Consider the following 18,278-nt stretch of genomic DNA (forward strand, 5'->3'; position numbering starts at 1 on the left):
CGGCCGAGGCCGCTTTTTTGTCATGCCTGCAAGGCTCGCTCCTCAACGTGCGGCGATCACTCCACTGTCATCGGACAGCACGATCTCGACCCGGCGGTTCAGCTGGCGACCGGCGGCATTGTCATTGCTGGCCACCGGATGCGATTCGCCGAAGGACTGGCTGAGCAGCTGCTGGCCGTCCACGCCCTGAGCGATCAGAGCATTGCGCACGGCGGCCGCGCGGCGCGAAGACAAGGATTCGTTGCTGGCATCGCTGCCGACGCTGTCGGTATAGCCCTCGATCTGGGCGCGGCGCTGCGGGTAGGCCTTCAAAAAGCTAGCCAGCTTGTCCAGGCTGCGCTGAGCGCCGCTCTTGAATTCAGCGCGGTTGGTGTCGAACAGCACATCGCCGATGGTGATGACCAAGCCGCGCTCGGTCTGCTTGGCGTTGAGCTCGCGGATTTGCGTCTCCAGCTGGTAGGTGCGGATGCGCGCGTCCTCGGCCTGCATCTGGGCCTGCTGTTGCACAGCCGCCGTCTGCGCCTGCGCGTTCAGGCTGTCCTGCTGCGACTGGGCCGCTTGAGCCTGCGCCTGGCCGGCCTTGCGGCTGGCCCGATCGGCCTCTTCGGTGCGGGCCTGCAAACGGATCTGGTCGCGCCGCACATTGGCGCTGCCGATGGCTGCCTCGGCCACCTTCTGGCGGGTTGCCTCTTGGGCGATGGCGACCTGCTGCTTGGCCAGATAGGCCAGGTGGTTGACCTTGGCCACTTCGTCTTGCTGGGCCCAGGCGGCATCGGCGCGGCCGAGCGCGTCAGCGGCCAGCTTCATCTCGCCCGCTGCCATGGACTGGGTTTGCGGGTTGTCCTGGGCGGCGCGGTAGTCGCTGCGGGCTTCATCGAGCATGGCGTTGTTGCTGGGCAGGCTGCTGCAGCCGATCAGGCTGGCCGAGACCGCCAGCAACGCGGCGCTGACCAGGGACAGGGAATGGATACGACGTGGGATCTTCATGGGAGCTGCCTTTCGAAATTGAAGGGAGGGCCGGCCGGAGCGCGGCGCCGCGAGCGCGGGAAAAGAGGGCAAGGCGGTCGCCGGCCTCATGGGCGCTTGCGGCTCAGTTCTTCGCTGAGCACGCGGCTGGACTCGGCCAACTCTTCGGCGGCCTTGCGCGCCTTGCCGGCACCGGCCTTCTTCTCGGCCAGCTGGGCATTGGCCTGAGCGTCCTGGGCCAGCCAGAGCGCGCGCTCGTAGTCCTTGTCGTTCATGGCCAGGCGGGCGCGGTCGAGCTTATCCTGGGCGCTGCGCATGTCTTGCGGTGCCCACTGCACACCCCCGGCTGCCGTGGCACTGTTCAGGGCAGCGGCCGACACGGCCATCTGCTCGGTCGGCGGCGGCATGCTGGCGCAAGCGCCCAGCAAGCTGGCGCCGAGCAGCGCCAGGCTCAAGGTCACTGCAAACAAGGGCGAACGCGGGGCGCCCCGCGCTGGTGCGGCTGCTCGCCCGATGGACCCGGGCAGCGAATCGGGTCTTGCATGGAACTTCAACATGATGCGGTCTCCAAGGGTTTCGTAGACCTGCAAGCCTGGCGGCTGCCATGCGCTCGGTCGGTGCGTTAGAGAACACAGGCGAGTCGGTGGGTGCGACGGCGTTTCGTCCTACAGCAGCCTCGCCTGCAGGCCTATTCGCAGGCCGCGGGCGGCTGCCTACATTGAATCGGACCTCTCGCTTCCTTCACCCAACGAAAGCCACCCATGAAGAACTTGCGCACCCTCAGCTGGACCGTTCTCTGCGCCGGCCTGCTGCTCATCGGCAGCGGCTGCGCTGTCACCCGCGGCCAGGAAACCGTCGGCGCTTATCTGGACGACAGCGCCATCACCACGGCCGTCAAGGGCCGCTTTGTCGACAACAAGGACGTGGACGCCTCGGCCATCAGCGTGGAGACGCTCAATGGCACGGTGATGCTGTCCGGCTTCGCCAAGAGCGGCCGCGAAAAGACCACGGCCGAAACGCTGGCCTGGAAAGTGGTCGGCGTGAAGGCGGTCAAGAACGAGATCGCTGTACGGCCGTGACATAGGGGGGTGGTGAATGGCGATTCGTGACTGGTGATTCGTGGGCAGCTGTTGGCTCAGCACCCCGAATCACCCACCCCGTTCACCCACCCCGATTCACGATTCACGATTCACGATTCACCAATCACCCATCACCACCCAAAGGACCCCCTCATGAACTGGGATCGCATTCAAGGCAATTGGAAACAAGCTTCTGGCAAAGCCAAGGAGCAATGGGGCAAGCTCAGCGATGACGACCTCAACATCGTCGCAGGTCGGCGCGAACAGATGGCTGGGCTGATCCAGGAGCGCTACGGCTTGCTCAAGGACGAGGCCGAAAAGCAGCTGGCTGCCTGGGAAGTCCGCGCCACCGATGGCTGGTTCAGCACGCCCAAGCCCAAGAGCGACGGCAAGGTGCCCGACGGCATGTAAAGCCAGCAGGGCCTAGCCCCCCTTGGGCCCTGTGCTGCGAGCCGGATCAGAGCAACATCTGATCCGGCTTTTCTTTGTTCGCCGCCGTACGTGCGGTCCACATCTGCACCAGGGTCAGACCCACGGCCAGCATGGGTGGGCCGATGAAGACGCCGATGAAGCCGAAGGCCGCGATGCCGCCGAACACGCCGAGCACGATCAGCAGCATGGGCAGGCTGCTGTGCCGGCTGATCAGCAAGGGCTTGACCACGTTGTCGATGCTGCTGATGGCCAAAAGGCCCCAGAGCAGCATGAACACGGCCCAGCCGGTCTGACCCTGCTGGAACAACCAGATCGTGGCGCCGCCCCAGAGCAAGGGCGGCCCGACCGGCACCATTGAGAAGAAAAAGGTGGCCGCCGCCAGGGCCAGGGCGCCGGGAACACCGGCAATCCAGAAGCCGGCCAAGGCCACCGCGGCTTGCGCCAGCGCCGTGCCGAAGATGCCGTGCACGACGCCGGTCACGGTGTGGTCCACGGTCTCCAGAATCTCCTCGCCATGATCGCCCGCCAAGGTGCGCAGCATGGCGCGCAGGGCGCCGACCAGGCGCTCGCCATCGCGGTAGAAAAAGAACAGCACAAAGGCCGCGAACAGCATCTGGATCAGGCTTGAGGCCACCGCCCGGCCGGCCACCAGCAGCACGGTCTTGGTCGGCTCGATCAAGCTCTTGAGCAGGGCCACGAACTCATCGCGGCTGTCAGCGATGCGGTGCCAGTAGCTGTCCAGGGGCTGGCCGATCAAGGGCAGCTCGCGCAGCCAGGCCGGGGGCTGCACGGGCCCGGCGTCCAGCATATGCCGCAACCACTCCACGCCATGGGTGACATCGTCGGCCAGGCTCAAGGCCAAGAGGCTGCTCGGGCCGATCACCAACACCACCAGCAAGCTCGTCATCAGCAAGGCCGCGGCCGTCTCATGGCCACCGAAGCGGCGGCGCAGCCGCGCATACAAAGGCCAGCTGGACAAGCAGGCCACGGCCGAAAACAGCAGAGCCGGAATGAAAGGCTGCAGGATCTGGAAGCAGCCGACCACCACGACAGCCAGCGCGGCAAGTTGAAGGTATTGCTGCAGCTTGGGATTCACGAAACAGGCACTCCAGACAAGACAAGAAAAAAATACACACAGCACTTGCGCCGGAGCATACCGGCCCCGATTCACGATTCACGATTCACGATTCACGATTCACGACTCACCATTCACCCCTTCACCCATTCAACTCCCCTCACTCCCACCGATAGTCCGCCGCCGCACTCAGCCGCCACCCGCCGCCCTCACCGGCCAGGTCCAGCACCTGGCTGTGAAAGCCAAGCAAGGCCTCGTGATGGCTGACGCTGATCGGTGTGATGGCCAGAGCGGCCAGCTGGCCGTAGAGCAAGGCCTCGTTGCCTCGGTCCAGCGCACTGGTCGACTCATCGAGCAGAAGGTAGCGCGGCTTGGCCAGCAGCGCACGGGCGAAGGCCAGACGCTGCTGCTCGCCGACCGAGAGCACATGGGCCCAGTCCATCTCCGCCTGCAAGCCGCCGAAACGCTGGGCCAGCTGTGGCAGATTGACCCGTTCCAGCCAGAGCAGCAGCTCGGCATCGCTGATGTCACGCTCGGCCTGCGGGTAGAGCAGCTGGCTGCGCAAGTCGCCCAAAGGCAGATAGGGCTGCTGAGGCAGGAACAGCATGTCCTCGCCGCCAGGGCGCAGCACACAGCCCGAACCGGCCGTCCACAGCCCGGCCAAGGCGCGCAGCAGCGAGCTTTTGCCCGAGCCGCTGGCGCCGGCAATCAGCAAGCCGGCGCCGGGCTCGACCTGCAGACTCAGGGACTGGATCAGCAAATGCTCATGGCGCGGCGTGAACAGGGTCAGGTCTTGCAGGCCGAGCTGAAAGGCCGGCCGGCTGCTGATGCATTGCAGGGCCGGCAGGGGCGGCTCGGCCAGCGCCAGAGAAAAGGCATGCAGGCGCTCGATGCCAGCAGAGAAGCGGCTCAGGCCTTCGAAGTGCTCGACGATCAGGGTCAAGGCACTGAGGATGGCCGCAAACGCACCGGCCGCCTGCAGCGCCCGCCCGACCTCCAACCGCCCGGCCAGCACATCGTCGGCAATGATGACGCTGGGCAGCAGCAAGGTCAGAAAGCTGTGGCCATATTGGAAGAGATTGAGGCGCAGCTGCCAGCGCAAGACCTGGCGGTAGTTGTCGTAGAGCCGGCCAAACACGCGCTGCAGGGCCGAGCGCTCGCGTGCCTCGCCTTCGTGGAAGGCAATCGGCTCGGCATGCTCGCGCACCCGCACCAGGGCAAAGCGGAAGTCGGCCTCGCGCTGCAATTGCGCGAAGTTCAGGCCGATCAGGCGACGCCCGAACAGGCCGCCGGTGAAGACCGTGCCCAGCAGGGCATAGCCAAGCAGAAAGTAGACCAAGCCGCGCGAGATGGACCACAGCACGCCGGCAAAAGCCAGCAGCTGCAGCAAGGCACCCAGCAGCACCATGGCAAAGAACAGCGACTGCTGGGTGAAGGCATTGATGTCCTCGGCGATGCGCTGGTCGGGGTTGTCGATGCCGGCCGCACCCATGCCAAGCCGGTAGTAGGCGCGGCCCTGGAAGTAGCGTCCCAAGAAATGCTCGCTCAGCCAACGCCGCCATTGCAGGGCCAGGCTGTCGCGCACGAAATAGTAGAAACCGTAGACCGGCACGGCCGCGGCCAGGACGGCCGCAAAACGCCAGATCGTGGCCCAGAAGCGCGGCCCATCGCGGGCGGCCAGGGCCGAGGTGAATTCGCCCGTCTCCTGATTGAACAGCACATTGAAGGCGGTCTGAGCCAGCAGGAGCGCGATCAAGAGACCGAGCATGGCCAAAGAGCGCCAACGGCCCTCGGCCACCCAGAACAGCCGGGCAATGACCCAGAAGCGCCGGCCCAGGCCGGGGTTGAAACCGGCGGCCAGCGGCGCAGCCGACTCGGGCGGAGTCGGCTGCGCCGGTGTGGTGCTCAATGGTTCAGCGAGTCCGCACAGGGCTTGCTGCCGTAGTAGGCGTGAATGCCGCGGGCCCACTCGGAATCGGCCATATCGGGCCACTGGTCTTTGTCAAAGCCCGGGGCGTCTTGCAGGCGCTCGCGCTCGACGTTGAGCACGAAGCGCTTGTTGACCGTGTCCAGGCGCAAGGCGCTCCAGGGCACGGCGAAGAGCTTTTCGCCCATGCCCAGAAAGCCACCAAAGGCCAACACCGCGTAGGCGACATGGCCGGTCTTCATGTCCAGCATCAGCTCCTTGATGTCGCCGAGATCGTCGTCGCTGAGGCTGACCACATCGTTGCCGATCAAGGTGTCGGCACCCATCAGCTGCGGGCCGGGGCCGCCATGCTCACTCTTGCTATCGCCCAGTGCAGCCGAGCTGCGCAGCGAGGCCGAATTCATACCCTTGTACATGCCGTAGGGATCGCGTTCTTCGTAGTTCATGGAGGCTCCTTGATGGATCGGGTTGGGGTGCTTGCAGACTAGGGCCATACCGCTCAGCTGGTCTGTTATCCAGCGCACAAAGCCCGGCCACGCTCGTGCGCTGGCGAACCGACCGGGCTGCCGGCCGGACCTATAAACAGCGGACACCCCTCCCCATGAAAGCGAGCCGCCATGAAAAACCGCCCCGTCCTCAGCCTGCCCAAACGACTGCCACCCAGCCCTGCCGAAGCGCGGGTGGGCGACCTCAACCATGCTTTCGATGAAGAACGCCAGCTGCCGCCGCAAGGCCGTCATGACGAACGACCCGACACCCTGGACGTCGAACGCGAGCAGCACACGCCGGGCCGCGATCTCAGCAGCGCCACTGGCGCCTGCTCATGAGCACGGGCTGGTGGCTGACTCTGCTGCTGATCGTGCCGACCTTCGGCATGGCGGCCTGGATGTGGTGGGTGGTGGCGCGCTTCAACCTTGACAGCCTGAGCCTGTGCGAACTGCCCGGTATGGCGCGGGAGGAGTGAGTCGGCCGGGCGGCACTGCGGCCAGGACGGTTATAAAGCTCAGCTTGATGACCATTCCCCGCGGGGACCCCTGCAATGTCCGGCTCTTCTGGTACGACCCCTATTCGGCGCGCCCACGCGCTGCCACTGCTGCTGCTCGCAATGGGCAGCTGCTTCAGCCCGCACTTGCTGGCGCAAGATGCAAACGCCGTCTCGGCGCCCTCGTTGGCCAGCGCCCAGGCCAGCCTCGCCAAGCGCGCGATCGACCATGCCGCCTATGCCGGCTGGCGCAGCATCCAGGGCACGGCACTGAGCCGCGACGGCCAATGGGCGGCCTACGCCCTGGTGGGCCAGGAAAGCGACGGCGAGCTGGTGCTGCGCCGCCTGACGGACGGCCAGGAATGGCGCGTGCCGCGCGGCACGGCGCCGGTCTTCAGCGCCGATGGCCGCTTTGTCGCCTACGCCGTGCAGCCCAGCCGCGCCGAGCTGGACAAAGCCAAGAAGGACAAGAAAAAAGGTGAGGACGCGCCCAAGCCCGGCGCCGGCTGGCTGGACCTGAGCAGCGGCAAGCCCGAGAGCCTGGAGCGCGTCAAGCGCTTCGCCTGGGCCGAAGAAGGCGGCACCCAGCTGGCCCTGCTGTTGGAACCCGTCAAAGAGGCTGCCAAGAAAGACGAGGCCGCTAAGGCCAAGACCGACGTGGCCGATGAGGCCGATGACCAGACCGCCGCCGCCACGAGCAGCAACAGTGGAGCCAGCAAAAAGAAAGAGGCCGGCAGCGAGCTGGTGCTGATCAACGCCGCCACGGGCCATCGCCAGAGCCTGGACAAGGAAGCCAGCGATTTCGTCTGGGCCCGCTCAGGCCAGCGCCTCGCCTATGCCCTCAGCGTGAAAGAGCCCTCGGGCAAGGCCGACGCAGCCGCCACGGCCAAGGCGCGAGCGCGCGAAGGCGTCTACCTGCTGGAGCTGGGCGCGGAGAACGCCACGCCGCAAGCGCTGACCGCCGGCGCCGGCAGCTACAAGCAGCTGGCCTTTGACCGCAGCAGCCAGCAGCTGGCCTGGCTGAGCAACCGCGACCATGTGGCAGCGCAGGCCGCCAAACCGGAAGAAAAGAGCGACGCCAAAGCAGACACCAAAGCCGAGGACAAAAAGGACAAGGCGGAAGATCCGACCCCATTCAAACTCTTCCTCTGGCGCGCCGATCAGAAGGCCGCACACACCGTAGCCAGTGCCGAAACCGCCGGCCTGCCCGCCGGCTGGGGCCCGAGCGAGCATGGGCTCTTGAGCTTCAGCAAAGACGGCCAGCGCCTATTCCTAGGCACCGCGCCCCTGCCCAAGGCCGAGCCCAAGGACGCGCCCGAGCCGATCAAGGTGGACCTCTGGCACTGGAAGGACCCCGAGCTGCAATCGGTGCAAAAGGTCAAGGCCGACAAGGAGCGCCAGCGCAACTACCGCGCCGTGCTGCATCTGCCCGCGGCAGGCAGCGACAGCCCGCCGCGCCTGGTGCAGCTGGCCCGCACCGAGCTGCCCACGGTCGTGATCAACGACAACGCCCAGATCGCCCTGGGCCTGAACGACCGCCCCTATCAGATCGAAGAATCCTGGTCCGGGCAGAAGCAGGACGCCTATGCCGTGGACCTGAACACCGGCGAGGCCAAGCTGCTGGCGCGCAAGCTCAAGTTCACGCCCAAGCTCTCGCCGACCGGCCGCTATGTACTGGGCTACCAGATCGAGGACCGCGGCTGGTGGGCCTGGGACACGCGCAGCGGCCAGGCGCATGCGCTGACCGCCAAGCTGAGCAAGAGCACCGGCTTGCGCTTCGACAACGAAGAGCGCGACACGCCCGGTCCGGCCGAACCGTATGGCTCAGCGGGCTGGACCGAGGGTGATGCCAGTGTTGTGCTCTACGACCGCTACGACCTCTGGGCCGTGCAGCTGAATGACCTGAGCGCTCGCAATCTCAGCCAGGGCTGGGGCCGCAAGAACGGCCTGCAGCTGCGCCAGATCGTGCTGGACAGCGAAGAGCCCGAGCACAAGCCCCTGCCCACTGCGGGCCTGATGCTGGGTGCCACCCACCTGCTCAAGCGCGACACCGGCTTCTACCAGCTGCCGCTGGCCGGCGGCCAGCCGCAGCGCCTCTTGCATGCCGACAAGCTGCTGGGCACGGTGATCAAGGCCAAGCAAGCCGACACCCTGCTCTACACGCAGCAGAGCTTCAGCGAGTTCCCCGACCTCTGGGCCAGCACCACCGCCCTGGCTGCGCCGAAAAAGATCAGCCAGGCCAACCCGCAGCAGGCCGACTACCTCTGGGGCACGCAGGAGCTGATGGACTACACCAGCGCCGATGGCAAGAAGCTGCAAGCCCTGCTGGCCAAGCCGGCGAACTTCGACCCGGCCAAGAAGTACCCGGTGATGGTCTACATCTACGAAAAGATGACGGACAAGCTGCACAACCATGTGGCACCGGCGCCGGGCCAGAACATCAACCCGACGCGCTATGCCAGCCAGGGCTATCTGGTGCTGCGGCCCGATGTGGTGTTCAGTGTCGGCCACCCCGGCCAGAGCGCCATGAACACGGTGCTGCCGGCTGTGCGCGAGTTGATCAAGAAAGGCTATGCCGACCCCAAGCGCGTGGGCATCCAGGGCCACAGCTGGGGCGCCTACCAGATCAACTACATGCTGACGCGCACGAATATGTTCCGTGCCGCTGAGGCCGGCGCGTCCATGGCCAATATGGTCAGTGGCTACGGTGGCATCCGCTGGGGCACCGGCATCAGCCGTGCCGTGCAGTACGAGCAAGGCCAAAGCCGCATCGGCGCCACGCCCTGGGACAAGCCGCAGCTCTACATCGAGAACTCGCCCATCTTCCAGATCCACAAGGTGCAAACGCCTTACCTCACCGTGCACAACGACGAGGACGATGCCGTGCCCTTCTACCAAGCCATCGAGTTCTTCACCGCCCTGCGCCGCCTGGGCAAGGAAGCCTACTGGTTCAACTACAACGGTGAGAAGCACGGCCTGCGCGAGCGCGACAACATCAAGCACTACAGCCTGCACATGACCGAGTTCTTCGACCACTACCTGCTGGACGCGCCGCGCCCGGGCTGGATGGACCAACCCGTGCCCTGGCTGGAACGCGGCAAGCGCGATGTATCGGAGGCCTACAAGCCCAAGGCCGCTGAAGCGGTCGGCAAGGCGGGCGCTGCGGCAGCCACGTCGCCGTAAACCGTTCGCTGGACGGCAGACCGGCGCCGCAAGGTGGCCGGGCTTTTTCTCGCCCACCGCAGCCAGCCATCTGTGAACTCAGGCATCGACTATGGGCATTGAAGTGCGGCCCTAGCCTCGACCTTCCAGGGCTTCGATCTCAGTTGCAACACGCAGCGCTACTTGGCAGAGTTTTAATGCAGCTTCCATCGGCGACCCCATCTGCGGGCCATATTGGGTCGCCGATGCCATCCGCCGCAAGCCTTGATCGGACTGCGATCGCTGGGGACTCAGGCAAATGAGTCCGCCATCAATGCCTTGAACCATTGGTTCATGTCATCAAAATTGTCACCGTTCCAACCGGCCGAGGCACTAGCGCTGGCGGGCACTGCCTGCATCGTCTTTGTCAGCGGGTCGTATTGAAAGACAACCGTCAACCAAGAGGCTTGCGTGCGGGTGATGGTTGAAAAGCAGGCCGAGTTCGTGACCGGCGCCGGGTCCGGAGCCAAGCCACCGAAGTAACGCACCAACGCATCGGCGCAAATCTTGGCCTCTTGGTTGGCGATATGACCGGCCTTGGGCTGGGTGGTGGCACTGGAGTCGCCAATCACATGCACCTTGGGTGCACTCAGGCTGGCATAGCTCAGCACATCGACCGGCGCAAAGCGACCGTTGGTGGCCGTCGCCAGACCGGTTTGCTCGATCAATTTTCCGGCCCTTTGCGGCGGAATCAAGTTGATGACATCGCCATGCACCGCGCCGCCATTGGTGTAGAGCATCATCTGCTGCTCATCAACCGAGGAGATTTCGACGTTGTTGTAGTACTCGATCACGTTGGCATGCAAGCCAAAGAAGGCCTTGGAGAAATTGTCCTTCTCCACCACGATGTCGGGGTTCGCATCCAGCACGATCAGCTTGCTGCCTGGCTTCTTGGTCTTCAGCCAGTCGGCCACCAGACAAGCTCGCTCATAAGGGCCGGGAGGGCAGCGATACGGCGTCTTGGGAATCGTCAGCAGCACCGTGCCGCCCGAGCGCATCGCAGCCAACTGCTTGGCCAACTGTTCGGTTTGCACGCCGGCCGACCAGGCATGCGGCATGCGGCTGGGATCGGTCTGGCCGGGCAGCAAATCAAAGCGCATGCCCGGAGCGAGGACAATCTTGTCCGCCAGCAGGCGCTGACCTGAGGCCAGCAAGACCGAGCCATTGACGGCATCGACTTCCAAAACCTCATCGGTGAGCAACTTGACACCGTGACGGGTCTTCAGAGCGTCATAGCCAAAGCGCAAACTGCTCATCGAGCGCTGACCGGTCAACACCAGACTGCTCATGATGTTGGAAACATAGGCTGGGTTGCGCTCGATCAGCGTCACTTCCAAGCCACCATTGCTCCACATGCGCAGATACTTGGCCACGGTGGCGCCAGCCATGCCGCCCCCAACCACGATAACCCGGCCACCCGCACCAGCGGCACGGCTGGCCAGGGGGTGCCAAGCAGTCATGCCGGCCGCAGCGGCCATGGCCGCTTGAATGAGTTGACGTCGGTTCATTGCAGACTCCTTTGGGTTCATGAGCGACTCAACGCTGGGTCGACAACCATTGCGACAGTTCGCGCAACTGCGCATCGGTGTAGCCCAGTGCGTGTTTGGTCATCAAGCCCTGGCCCTCGCCACCGGCTCGCATTTCCTTGAGTTCTTTGTAGATCTCGAGGCTGGACTTGCCGGCGATGCGCTCAAAGCCAGGCCCCTTGCCATTGGTGCCATGGCACTGGAAGCAGTTCGAGGCCAGCAGACGACCGGCCGGTACCTGCGTCGTTTGCGCTTGGGCCGCTGTTGCGAGTAGAAAAGGCAGCAGCGCTGCGGCGCCGGACAGGACAAATCGCTTGCATTGCATACAGGCCTCCTTGCTGGATAGAGCGGTTGCGATGTAGCCAAATCTACCGAGGCGATGCTGTCGAAATCCAGTCAAAAACGTATCGTTACCAAGATGGGCTACGCGGCTTGCCTTTGATCAAGTTTGTGCGTTCAAAACAGCTTCAAAGTGAAGCCACTTGCCTTGCCGTAAGCAAAGGCTGACAAGGTGAAGCCATGCGCATCTTGCTGATTGAGGACGACTCCTGCTTAGGCGCCAGCCTGGTGGAAGCCCTGCGCCGGGAGGGCTACACCGTTGACTTGCTGGCGCAAGCGGAACAGGTGTGCATGGCCCTGCGCGATGTTCACTATGACGCCGTGCTGCTCGACATCGGCCTGCCGGGCATGGACGGGCTGAGCCTGCTGGGCCAGCTGCGTGCTCGCGCCTGCGCTTTGCCCATCATGCTGATCACCGCGCGCGACGACTGGGAGGACAAGGTGCGCGGACTTGATCTCGGCGCCGATGACTATTTGGCCAAGCCCTTTATGTTGCCGGAGCTGCTGGCGCGCTTGCGGGCCTTGCTGCGCCGTGCCAGCGCCAACAAGCTCGCTTGCGTGCAGCTCGGCGCCCTCGCGCTGGACATGGGCGAGCACAGCGCCAGCCTGAGCGACGAGCCTTTGCCGCTCACCCGCAAAGAGTGGGCCTTGCTGCTGGAGCTGGTCATGCAAAGTCCGCAACTGGTGCCCAAACGCAAGCTGATAGACAGCCTGGGACATTGGGACCGTGAACTCAGCGCCAATGCCCTTGAACTGCATGTCTCGCGCTTGCGACTCAAGCTCGCGGTGTCCGGTCTCAAGCTGGAAACCGTGCGCGGCTTGGGCTACCGCTTGCTGGAACAAGCGTCGGCCCGTGCGGAAGTGACGCGGGACCACCCATGCGACGGGCCCTGATGCAGCGCCTGAATGCGGCTCTCGAGCGAGTCTCGCTGCGCACGCGATTGCTCGCCACTTTGGGTCTGTGGCTGGCATTGGTGCTGGCAGCCGCCTTGCTGCTGGATCTGCGCGGCGCCGAGCACCTGGCCGATCAGGCCTTCGATCAGGCATTGCTGAACAATGCCGTGGCCTTGGCCGCCAGAGTGGAGATCGATTCCGACAACGATTTGGATGTAGACCTACCCCGGTCGGCCCAAGCCCTGCTGCAAGCCGACCCGCTGGACGAACTTTTTTTTGCCGTCTTCGATGGCGAGGCCAAGCTGGTTTGGGGCGATGTTCGGCTGGCCGCATTTGTCAACGCGCGGCCACCTGCCAACCAACTCAGCCTGCTCGGCCAACTCGAAGGGCACGCGGTGCGAATCGTGACTTTGCATCACCAAGGCCCCGCGAAACGGGCCAGCATCGTGGTGGCAGAGACACTGAACAAGCGCCGCGAAACCAGCTCGCAGATACGCGCCCGCTCCGAGCGCCTCGGCCTGATGCTGCTGGCGGCGGCGATGCTGGGTTTGTACTTCAGCACCCGCCGAATCCTGCAACCGCTTGAGCGCTTTGCGCAGCAGATCGAGGCGCGCCAAGCGAGTGATCTGAGCCCAGTCACGCCGCCCAGCGGCAACAGCGAATCTGCCGTCCTGGCCGCTGCGCTCAACTCCTTGCTGACGCGGCTGCGCGAGAGCGCCGCTGCTCAACGTGAATTCATGGGTGACACCGCCCACCAACTGCGCACACCGCTTGCCGGCCTTTCGCTGCAGATAGAAATGGCCATTGAAGATCTGACCGCCGACCCAGCCGCAGCACCTGCGCAAGGAGCAAGGCTGCAACTGATGCTGAGTCTGGTCGCACGTCTGCAGCGGCTGGTGCAGCGCATCTTGAGCCTGGAAAAGGCCAGCTCGGAACCCGGCAGCGGCTTGCCTGCACAAACCCTTGATCTGACCCTGACGGTCGAGGGTTGTGCGGCCGAGTTCATCGACCGAGCGGAACGCACCGGCATCGACCTCGGCTTCGAACTAGAGCCGGCAACCATAGAAGGGTGGCCGGGCGAGTTGCATGAGCTGCTGAGCAATTTGATCGACAACGCACTCACCCACGGCCGTGGCCCCGTCGTCGTGCGCACCCGGACGACGGCAGCTGCGGTGCTGCTCGAAGTCGAAGACCAAGGCATGGGGCTGGATGCGTCGCTGCTGCCCGAACTCTTCCAACGGCATCGGCGGGGTGCTGCCAGTCAGGGCGAAGGCCTGGGTTTGTTCATCGTCAAAGCCATCGCCGATCATCACCGTGCCAGCGTCAGCCTGCTGCCTGGCAAGGGGGGTGTCGGCATGCTGGCTCAGGTCTCCTTCAACAAGCCCGGTCGCACCTGAACTCGATCGATCGCGCAAGGTTGTTGAAGGATTCTGCCCAGCAGGAAGGCAATGTTCACCAACTTGAATCAAAGCTGCGCGGCTTCTTTAGAAAGAAGTGAAGCAGCGGTCCATTGGGCTTCCAAATGACCTTGAGGAGTGCGTTGGGGAGATGCTCGTCTCTCGTGCACGGTCCCGGTGTTCCTGGGAGACGTCAGATGGAAGACTTCATGGAAGCATGTGCATACCGGTGTGGGGGCGAGCTCAGCCTCGGCTGAGGCATTGAGTTGAAAAATTCAACTCGTCAGCTCTGGGGGAAACGGCTTCTTGCAGCGGCGATGGACGCGGCACCGCGAGGCATGACACCCAAGGTGCCCGTTGATGAAGGGCCAACGCGCAGGCCAGCGCGCAGGCCAGCTACACCCAAGGACGCAGGGCTCGCTGCATGTCCGACGTGGCCCACACGGTTTGGTCGGGGTAGACCAGCAAGGCCTGCAATTCAGGAGTGCGCCCCAGATAGTCGCGGCTGTAGCCGTGCCCGCCCAGCATGAAGGCCGCACCGAGGCCGTTGACCAGATCCACATCACGCGCCCACAAGCTGACGCCACAAGCGCCTTGGCTGGGGCGGCCGGAGCGGGGGCTGAGAATATGGTGCTGACGCTGGCCGTCCGCGATGAAGTAGCGCTCGTAGTCGCCACTGGCCGCCAGCACGCCCTGGCCCTGCAGATCCAGCACGCCGATCAGTTGCTGCGGCCGCCGCGGGTCGCGCAAGCCGACCCGCCAAGGGCGACCTTGGTTGCGGCCGCGGTAGAGCACATCGCCGCCGCCATTGATCAAGGCGTTCGCCACGCCCCAGTCTTGCAAGCGGCGCATGCCGGCCGCCAAGATCGGCAGCTTGGCGACACCGCCCAGATCGAGCGCCATGCCGGGCCGCAGCAAATGGGCACGGCCTGCAGCAGGATCCAGGCGCAGGCCCGCGGCATCCACCAAGCTGCGCTCGTGCGCCAAGATGCCTTCATTCGGCACCGCCCCATGCTGACCGGCTTCGAAGCGCCAGCTCTTGAGTGCGCCGACGGTCATGTCGAACCAGCCCTCGGTTCGCCGATGCAGCGCAAGGCCGGTCTGGAGCACGGCCATCAGCTCGCTCGGAACCGCCACGGCGCTGCGCCCCGCGGCTTGGTTGATACGGCTGAGCGCGCTCTCGGGCTCGTAGCGGCTCATCATGGCGCTCAGACGAGCCATCTCGCCGAAGGCGCTGTCCATGGCCTCGGCCAGGAAGGCGGCCGAGCCGCCCTCGGCCACCATGTCCACCCGGGTGCCGAGCAGAGGGCGCGAATCGCGGCGCTGTGCGGCCATGGCTCGCGCCGGCTGTGGCAGGGCTGCCGCAGAGGCCAGCAGCGGCAAGGCCCAGGCCAAAGCGCTGCGCCGCGACAGGGCGGCGCCAGTGAGGGCCGGTCGCTTCATGGTCGGATCCTCACTGGGACAAGGCCACCATGTGGTCGACCGCGGCCTTGACGTCCTCGTCGCTGAGCGAAGCGCCGCCGCCGCGGGCCGGCATCATGCCCTTGGCACCGGCAAAACCTTCCAGCGCATGCTTGTAGAGCAGCTCCTTGCCCTGGGCGATGCGCGGTCCCCAGTCGGCTTTGTCGCCGGGCTTGGGAGCACCGGCCACGCCGGCCGCATGGCACATGGCGCAGGTCTTGCCATAGATGCTCTTGCCGACGGTGTTCTCGGCCACGGCCGGCGCACTGGGCACCGGTGCCGCCACAACGGCGGGCGCGGGCGTTGGCGTCGGCTCGGCGGCCTCTTTCTTGCCGCAGGCGCTCAGCAGCACGAGCAGTCCGGCCAGCGCCAGTGTGGTTTTGACAAACTTGGACATAACGAATCTTTCAGGTGGCACCAAAGCGGCGTTCTGCGCAGATTCTAGGAAGCGTGCAGCGCCGGGAGAAGGCCCGGCCAGCGATATCTGCAGCCAAGCCCGCTCTATTTGCTTTTCTTGAACCAGTTCAAGGCGTACAGCGACCCGGGTCGGGATCATCGCTGCAAGCTTTCTGATGCCCAGACCGATCCCCTCCGCCCCATGTGCTTCGCTACCCCTGTCCACACCTTCAGCCGAACGCTGCGCCGCTGCGTGCTCGGCTGGCTGCTGCTGGCGATGGCGGCGGCCTGGGCGGCACCGCTGATCGAGCACGGCAGGCTGGACCTGGTCTGCTCGGGCTCCGGGCAGATGCGCCTGGTTCAGCTCGGCGATGACGACGGCGCCGGCGGCAATGCCGGCAGCCCCTCGGGCCTGGACTGCCCTAACTGCCTGCTGCTGGGGCCCTTGCCCAGCCCTGGCCTTTGGCAGCCAGGCACGCCGCTTGCCGGCCCCGGCCTGGCGGACACAAGCAGGCCGCCCGCCCCCCTCACCTTCCGCGCCGCGCCGCCCCCGGCACGCGGCCCTCCGAACCCACGATTCCACTGAAGAGGACGTCCTCCATGAACGACAAGAAGAGCAAGACACCGGCAGCCATCGAACAGCCCGCACTGGGCCGCCGCCGCTTCGTCAACAGCGCCGCCTTGGCTGGCCTGACCCTCGGCGCCGTCGCTTGCAGCGACAAGCCCGGCTCAGCCGCCCCGGCGGCCGCCTCCGGCCCGGCGCCGGGTGGCCATGCTGCGGCAGGCAGCGGCGCCGCCAACGCCGCACATCTGAAGCCCGGTGAGCTGGACAGCTACTACGGACTCTGGAGCGGCGGCCACACCGGCGACATGCGCGTGCTGGGCCTGCCCTCGGGCCGCGAGATCACCCGCATCCCCTGCTTCGTGCCCGATGCCCTGGTCGGCTGGGGCCACACCAACGAGTCCAAAAAGGTCATGGGCACCAAGGCCGACGGCAGCCTGAAGTACACCGTCGCCGACACCCACCACACCCATGCCTCCTACAAGGACGGCAACTACGACGGCCGCTACGCCTGGATCAACGACAAGATCAACAGCCGCATCGCCCGCATCCGCCTGGACTACTTCGTCTGCGACAAGATCACCGAGCTGCCCAATGTGCAGGGCTTCCACGGCATCTTCCCCGACAAGGCCGACCCGGTGGACCCGAAGATCAACTACACCACCCGCGTGTTCTGCGGCGGTGAGTTCTCCGTCCCCCTGCCCAACACGGCCGGCAACGAAGACGCGAGCACCTATCACTCGCTGTTCACCTGCGTCGATGCCGAGAGCATGGAGGTCCGTTGGCAAGTGCTGATCGACGGCAACTGCGACCTGACCGCCACCTCCTACGACGGCAAACTGGCCGCCACCAACCAGTACAACACCGAGATGGGCGCCAAGTACGAGGACATGATGTCCTCCGAGCGCGATGCCTGCCTGTTCTTCAACATCGCCCGCATCGAGGCCGCGGTCAAGGCCGGCAAGTTCAAGACCTATGGCGACTCCAAGGTGCCGGTGGTGGACGGCACGCACGCCGCCAACAAAGACCCCAAGACCGCGCTGACCGCCTACGTCTCGGTGCCGAAGAACCCGCACGGCGTCAATGCCAGCCCGGACGCCAAGTACTTCATCTGCGCCGGCAAGCTCTCGCCCACCGGCACCGTGATCGAGCTGGCCAAGGTGCTCGATTACTTCGACGGCAAGCTGGAGTCGCCGGACAAGGCCATCGTCGCCGAGGTCGAGCTGGGCCTGGGCCCCTTGCACACCGCTTTCGACGGCCGCGGCAATGCCTACACCACGCTCTTCCTGGACAGCCAGGTGGTCAAGTGGAATCTTGAGGCTGCCATCAAGTTCCATGCCGGCGACAAGAGCGCCAAGTACGTGGTCGACCGCATCGATGTGCAGTACCAGCCGGGCCACCTGAACGCCAGCCAGTCGGAAACCCGCGCCGCGGACGGCAAGTACCTGGCCGTCGGTTGCAAATTCTCCAAGGATCGCTTCCTGCCGGTCGGCCCCCTGCACCCGGAGAACGAGCAGCTGATCGACATCTCGGGCGAGAAGATGGTGCTGATGGCCGACCACCCGGTGCGCGGCGAACCGCATGACTTCATCATCTTCAAGCGCGAGTTGCTGAATCCGAAGAAGGTCTACGAACTCGACGAGTTCCCCAATGCGGTAAAAGACCCCAAGGAATCGGGCGTGTTCCGCAAGGGCAACAAGGTCGAGGTCAAGATGACTTCGCAAGCCCCGGCCTTCAGCCTGCGCGAGTTCAAGCTGAAGAAGGGCGATGTGGTGACTCTGACCTTGACCAACTTGGACAAGATCGAGGATCTGACGCACGGCTTTGCCATCCCCAAGTACAACGTCAATTTCATCGTCAACCCGCAGGAAACCGCCTCGGTGACTTTCGTGGCGGACAAGCCGGGCGTGTACTGGTGCTACTGCACCCACTTCTGCCATGCCCTGCACCTCGAGATGCGCACGCGGATGATTGTTGAAGCCTGAGCGCGCACAGACCGGCGGACTCGAGCCCCGCCGATCTGAGCCCCGGCGCCCACCTG

18 protein-coding genes are annotated in these 18,278 nt (G+C 65.0%); 9 read left to right on the forward strand and 9 right to left on the reverse strand.

What is annotated here, in order from left to right; translation table 11 throughout:
• Positions 1 to 42: 42 nt before the first annotated feature.
• Both LNV28_RS17925 and LNV28_RS17930 read right to left on the reverse strand, forming a co-directional pair.
• Complete coding sequence (locus LNV28_RS17925) at positions 43 to 987, reverse strand: OmpA family protein (RefSeq protein ID WP_263519353.1); 945 nt, start codon at positions 985 to 987, stop codon at positions 43 to 45.
• An 86-nt stretch (positions 988 to 1,073) separates the two neighbouring features.
• Positions 1,074 to 1,523: a DUF4398 domain-containing protein gene (locus LNV28_RS17930; RefSeq protein ID WP_263519351.1), complete on the reverse strand. Its 450-nt coding sequence runs from the start codon at positions 1,521 to 1,523 to the stop codon at positions 1,074 to 1,076.
• A gap of 204 nt (positions 1,524 to 1,727) precedes the next feature.
• Between LNV28_RS17930 and LNV28_RS17935 the strand changes: the two genes are divergently transcribed.
• Together LNV28_RS17935 and LNV28_RS17940 are read left to right on the forward strand one after the other, a co-directional pair.
• The gene (locus LNV28_RS17935; RefSeq protein WP_263519350.1) at positions 1,728 to 2,045 is read left to right on the forward strand and encodes a BON domain-containing protein; all 318 of its coding nucleotides are present in this window, start codon (positions 1,728 to 1,730) and stop codon (positions 2,043 to 2,045) included.
• A 153-nt stretch (positions 2,046 to 2,198) separates the two neighbouring features.
• On the forward strand, positions 2,199 to 2,456 hold the full coding sequence (locus LNV28_RS17940; protein ID WP_263519349.1) for a CsbD family protein: 258 nt from the start codon (positions 2,199 to 2,201) through the stop codon (positions 2,454 to 2,456).
• A gap of 46 nt (positions 2,457 to 2,502) precedes the next feature.
• On the opposite strand, the gene LNV28_RS17945 is transcribed toward LNV28_RS17940, so the two are convergent.
• The 3 genes from LNV28_RS17945 to LNV28_RS17955 all read right to left on the reverse strand — a co-directional run bounded on the left by LNV28_RS17945 (position 2,503) and on the right by LNV28_RS17955 (position 5,925).
• Positions 2,503 to 3,573, reverse strand: coding sequence for an AI-2E family transporter (locus LNV28_RS17945; RefSeq protein ID WP_263519348.1), 1,071 nt, complete (start codon positions 3,571 to 3,573; stop codon positions 2,503 to 2,505).
• A 139-nt stretch (positions 3,574 to 3,712) separates the two neighbouring features.
• A complete protein-coding gene (locus LNV28_RS17950; RefSeq protein ID WP_263519347.1) occupies positions 3,713 to 5,461 on the reverse strand; it encodes an ABC transporter ATP-binding protein/permease in 1,749 nt (582 codons plus the stop codon).
• Complete coding sequence (locus LNV28_RS17955; protein ID WP_263519346.1) at positions 5,458 to 5,925, reverse strand: PRC-barrel domain-containing protein; 468 nt, start codon at positions 5,923 to 5,925, stop codon at positions 5,458 to 5,460. Before LNV28_RS17955 ends, LNV28_RS17950 begins: the two co-directional genes overlap by 4 nt.
• 171 nt (positions 5,926 to 6,096) lie before the next feature.
• Here LNV28_RS17955 and LNV28_RS17960 point away from each other — a divergent pair, with 171 nt between their 5' ends.
• From LNV28_RS17960 to LNV28_RS17970, 3 genes are all read left to right on the forward strand, one after another.
• On the forward strand, positions 6,097 to 6,306 hold the full coding sequence (locus LNV28_RS17960; protein ID WP_263519345.1) for a hypothetical protein: 210 nt from the start codon (positions 6,097 to 6,099) through the stop codon (positions 6,304 to 6,306).
• The gene (locus LNV28_RS17965; protein WP_263519344.1) at positions 6,303 to 6,443 is read left to right on the forward strand and encodes a hypothetical protein; all 141 of its coding nucleotides are present in this window, start codon (positions 6,303 to 6,305) and stop codon (positions 6,441 to 6,443) included. The genes LNV28_RS17960 and LNV28_RS17965 overlap by 4 nt, the downstream gene beginning before the upstream one ends.
• Positions 6,444 to 6,518: 75 nt before the next feature.
• Entirely contained in the window at positions 6,519 to 9,644 is a 3,126-nt protein-coding gene (locus LNV28_RS17970) for an alpha/beta hydrolase family protein (RefSeq protein ID WP_263519343.1), read from the forward strand.
• Positions 9,645 to 9,913: 269 nt separating this feature from the next.
• Here the strand turns inward: LNV28_RS17970 and LNV28_RS17975 are convergent, their stop codons facing one another.
• Both LNV28_RS17975 and LNV28_RS17980 read right to left on the reverse strand, forming a co-directional pair.
• On the reverse strand, positions 9,914 to 11,170 hold the full coding sequence (locus LNV28_RS17975; protein WP_263519342.1) for an FAD-dependent oxidoreductase: 1,257 nt from the start codon (positions 11,168 to 11,170) through the stop codon (positions 9,914 to 9,916).
• Between the two features lie 28 nt (positions 11,171 to 11,198).
• Positions 11,199 to 11,513, reverse strand: coding sequence for a c-type cytochrome (locus LNV28_RS17980; protein WP_263519341.1), 315 nt, complete (start codon positions 11,511 to 11,513; stop codon positions 11,199 to 11,201).
• A gap of 194 nt (positions 11,514 to 11,707) precedes the next feature.
• Between LNV28_RS17980 and LNV28_RS17985 the strand changes: the two genes are divergently transcribed.
• Together LNV28_RS17985 and LNV28_RS17990 are read left to right on the forward strand one after the other, a co-directional pair.
• Positions 11,708 to 12,421 (forward strand): response regulator, encoded by a 714-nt coding sequence (locus LNV28_RS17985; RefSeq protein WP_263519340.1) that lies wholly within the window; start codon positions 11,708 to 11,710, stop codon positions 12,419 to 12,421.
• Positions 12,406 to 13,818: a sensor histidine kinase gene (locus LNV28_RS17990; RefSeq protein WP_263519339.1), complete on the forward strand. Its 1,413-nt coding sequence runs from the start codon at positions 12,406 to 12,408 to the stop codon at positions 13,816 to 13,818. Before LNV28_RS17985 ends, LNV28_RS17990 begins: the two co-directional genes overlap by 16 nt.
• Before the next feature lie 396 nt (positions 13,819 to 14,214).
• Here LNV28_RS17990 and LNV28_RS17995 read toward each other — a convergent pair whose 3' ends face one another.
• Complete coding sequence (locus tag LNV28_RS17995; protein WP_263519338.1) at positions 14,215 to 15,261, reverse strand: FAD:protein FMN transferase; 1,047 nt, start codon at positions 15,259 to 15,261, stop codon at positions 14,215 to 14,217.
• Positions 15,262 to 15,271: 10 nt separating this feature from the next.
• Positions 15,272 to 15,676 (reverse strand): c-type cytochrome, encoded by a 405-nt coding sequence (locus tag LNV28_RS18000; protein ID WP_263519337.1) that lies wholly within the window; start codon positions 15,674 to 15,676, stop codon positions 15,272 to 15,274.
• 201 nt (positions 15,677 to 15,877) lie between these two features.
• Here LNV28_RS18000 and LNV28_RS18005 point away from each other — a divergent pair, with 201 nt between their 5' ends.
• Positions 15,878 to 16,261, forward strand: a complete 384-nt coding sequence (locus LNV28_RS18005; protein ID WP_263519336.1) for a DUF2946 family protein — start codon at positions 15,878 to 15,880, stop codon at positions 16,259 to 16,261.
• A 14-nt stretch (positions 16,262 to 16,275) separates the two neighbouring features.
• Positions 16,276 to 18,222 (forward strand): TAT-dependent nitrous-oxide reductase, encoded by a 1,947-nt coding sequence (nosZ, locus tag LNV28_RS18010; protein WP_263519335.1) that lies wholly within the window; start codon positions 16,276 to 16,278, stop codon positions 18,220 to 18,222.
• The last annotated feature ends 56 nt before the right edge of the window (positions 18,223 to 18,278 follow it).

Source organism: Paucibacter sp. DJ2R-2 (assembly GCF_025717675.1).
Taxonomy (GTDB): domain Bacteria; phylum Pseudomonadota; class Gammaproteobacteria; order Burkholderiales; family Burkholderiaceae_C; genus Paucibacter_A.